This is a genomic window from Pseudomonas brassicae, assembly GCF_010671725.1.
Classification (GTDB): domain Bacteria; phylum Pseudomonadota; class Gammaproteobacteria; order Pseudomonadales; family Pseudomonadaceae; genus Aquipseudomonas; species Aquipseudomonas brassicae.
Window position 1 is genome coordinate 1 of the sequence record NZ_JAAHBU010000375.1, and the last position, 1,782, is coordinate 1,782.

1 protein-coding gene and 2 pseudogenes are annotated in these 1,782 nt (G+C 66.4%); all 3 read left to right on the forward strand.

The window, feature by feature from the left end:
- Nucleotides 1–198 (forward strand): annotated as a pseudogene (locus tag G3436_RS21990) (MFS transporter); the annotation flags it as partial.
- A gap of 188 nt (nucleotides 199–386) precedes the next feature.
- Nucleotides 387–524 carry a hypothetical protein gene (locus tag G3436_RS27055; RefSeq protein WP_178116559.1) on the forward strand — a complete coding sequence of 46 codons (138 nt, stop codon included), beginning with the start codon at nucleotides 387–389 and terminating at the stop codon, nucleotides 522–524.
- 75 nt (nucleotides 525–599) lie between these two features.
- Nucleotides 600–1,757: pseudogene (locus G3436_RS21995) on the forward strand (MFS transporter).
- The last annotated feature ends 25 nt before the right edge of the window (nucleotides 1,758–1,782 follow it).

Genomic DNA, 1,782 nt, shown 5'->3' on the forward strand with positions numbered 1-1,782 from the left:
CCAGGAACTGGTGCCGGGCACGTGGGCATGATCGCGGGGATCTTCTTCGGCCTGATGTTCGGCTTTGGTGGCATTGGTGCGGCGCTGCTGGGCTACCTGGCGGATATCCACGGCATCGAGTACGTCTACACGCTGTGCTCGTTCCTGCCGCTGTTCGGCCTGCTGGCGATTCTGCTGCCGTCCACGCGCAAGCGCTGATACGCGCGCGGCCCTAGCGGTGACGATGGCGTCACCGTGAACATGCCGGTAGCGGGGGGGAAATGAACTGGTGATGCTCGGACATGCGCAAACCCTCGTCCATGGTGGTGCGAGGTTAGCACGGCGCAATTGACGCCTGGCCCGGCCTTCACCTAGAGTGCCAGGCTCCTTTCTCCTGTAGCCGCCCCATGAACCGTTTCTCCCGTCCTCGCGCAGCAAAGCCGCCGGTTGTCCAGGCCGTGCTGTGCGACTGGCCGTGCGACACGGTACTCAAGCGTCGGCGCAGCGTGCTGTTCGCCTTCACCTTTTCGCCACCCCGCGCCTGAACTGACAGCCGTTTTCACAGCACAGTCATGGTGATGCCTGCGCGCGTTCGCGCGCAGGCGGGTTTGGAGTTGTAGATGAACACGCGTTTGCTGGCGGGCCTTCTGTTCGCCGTTTCGATTGTCGGGTTGAGCCTGGGCGCGACCCTGCCACTGGTATCCCTGCGCCTGCTCGATGCCGGCGCCAGCACCTTGCACATCGGCGTCCTGTCGGCCGCCCCCGCCGCCGGGATGATGCTGTCGGCGTTCCTGGTGGACGCCTGCTGCCGCCACCTCACCCGGCGCACCATCTACCTGCTGAGTTTTGGCCTGTGTGCGCTGAGCGTCGGTCTGATCGACTGGGCGTTCGAGGCCACCTGGCTGCTGGGCCTGCTGCGCCTGGGCATGGGCGTGGGCATGGGCATCGCGATCATCCTCGGCGAGTCCTGGGTCAACGAACTGAGCGAAGAGCACAACCGTGGCAAGGTCATGGCGCTGTACGCCACCGCGTTCACCGGTTGCCAGATGCTCGGCCCGACCCTGCTGGCGGTATTCGGCGCGCACAGCCCGTGGGTGATCATCCTGGTCAGCCTGTGCTATGCGCTGGCGCTGGTGTCGATCGTGTGGACGGTGCCCAACGACTACGTCGAGCATGGCGAAGAGGGCGACAAGAGTTTTTCGCTGGGCGGCTTCCTGCGCGTGGCTCCGGCCCTGTGCATGGGCGTGCTGTTCTTCTCGTTCTTCGATGCAGTGGTGCTTTCGCTGTTCCCCGTCTACGCGACCAACCATGCCTACGCCGTGGGCGTGGCCGCATTGATGGTCACGGTGATTCTTACCGGCGACATGCTGTTCCAGTTGCCGCTGGGCTGGCTGGCCGACCGCTGCGAGCGCACCACCCTGCACCTGGTGTGCGGCGTGGTGGCGATGCTGATCGGCCTGGCGCTGCCGTGGCTGATCCAGGTGCAGTGGCTGTTGTGGCCGGCGCTGGTGGTGCTGGGCGCGGTGGCGGGCGGGGTGTATGCGCTGGCGCTGGTGCTGATCGGGCAGCAGTTCAAGGGCCAGGACCTGGTCACGGCCAATGCCAGGCGTCGGCCTGTTGTGGGGCGTGGGCAGCCTGGTCGGACCGCTGGTCAGCGCGCGGCCATGGGCGTGGCGCCGCATGGTCTGCCGATGGCGCTGGCGGCGATGGCGGCGCTGTTCGTGTGCTTTGCCCGCGGCTCGCGGCGCAGGGCGTATGCGGCGCGTATGGTGCAGTAGGGGGAGCGCTGGAGATGTGTTGGCT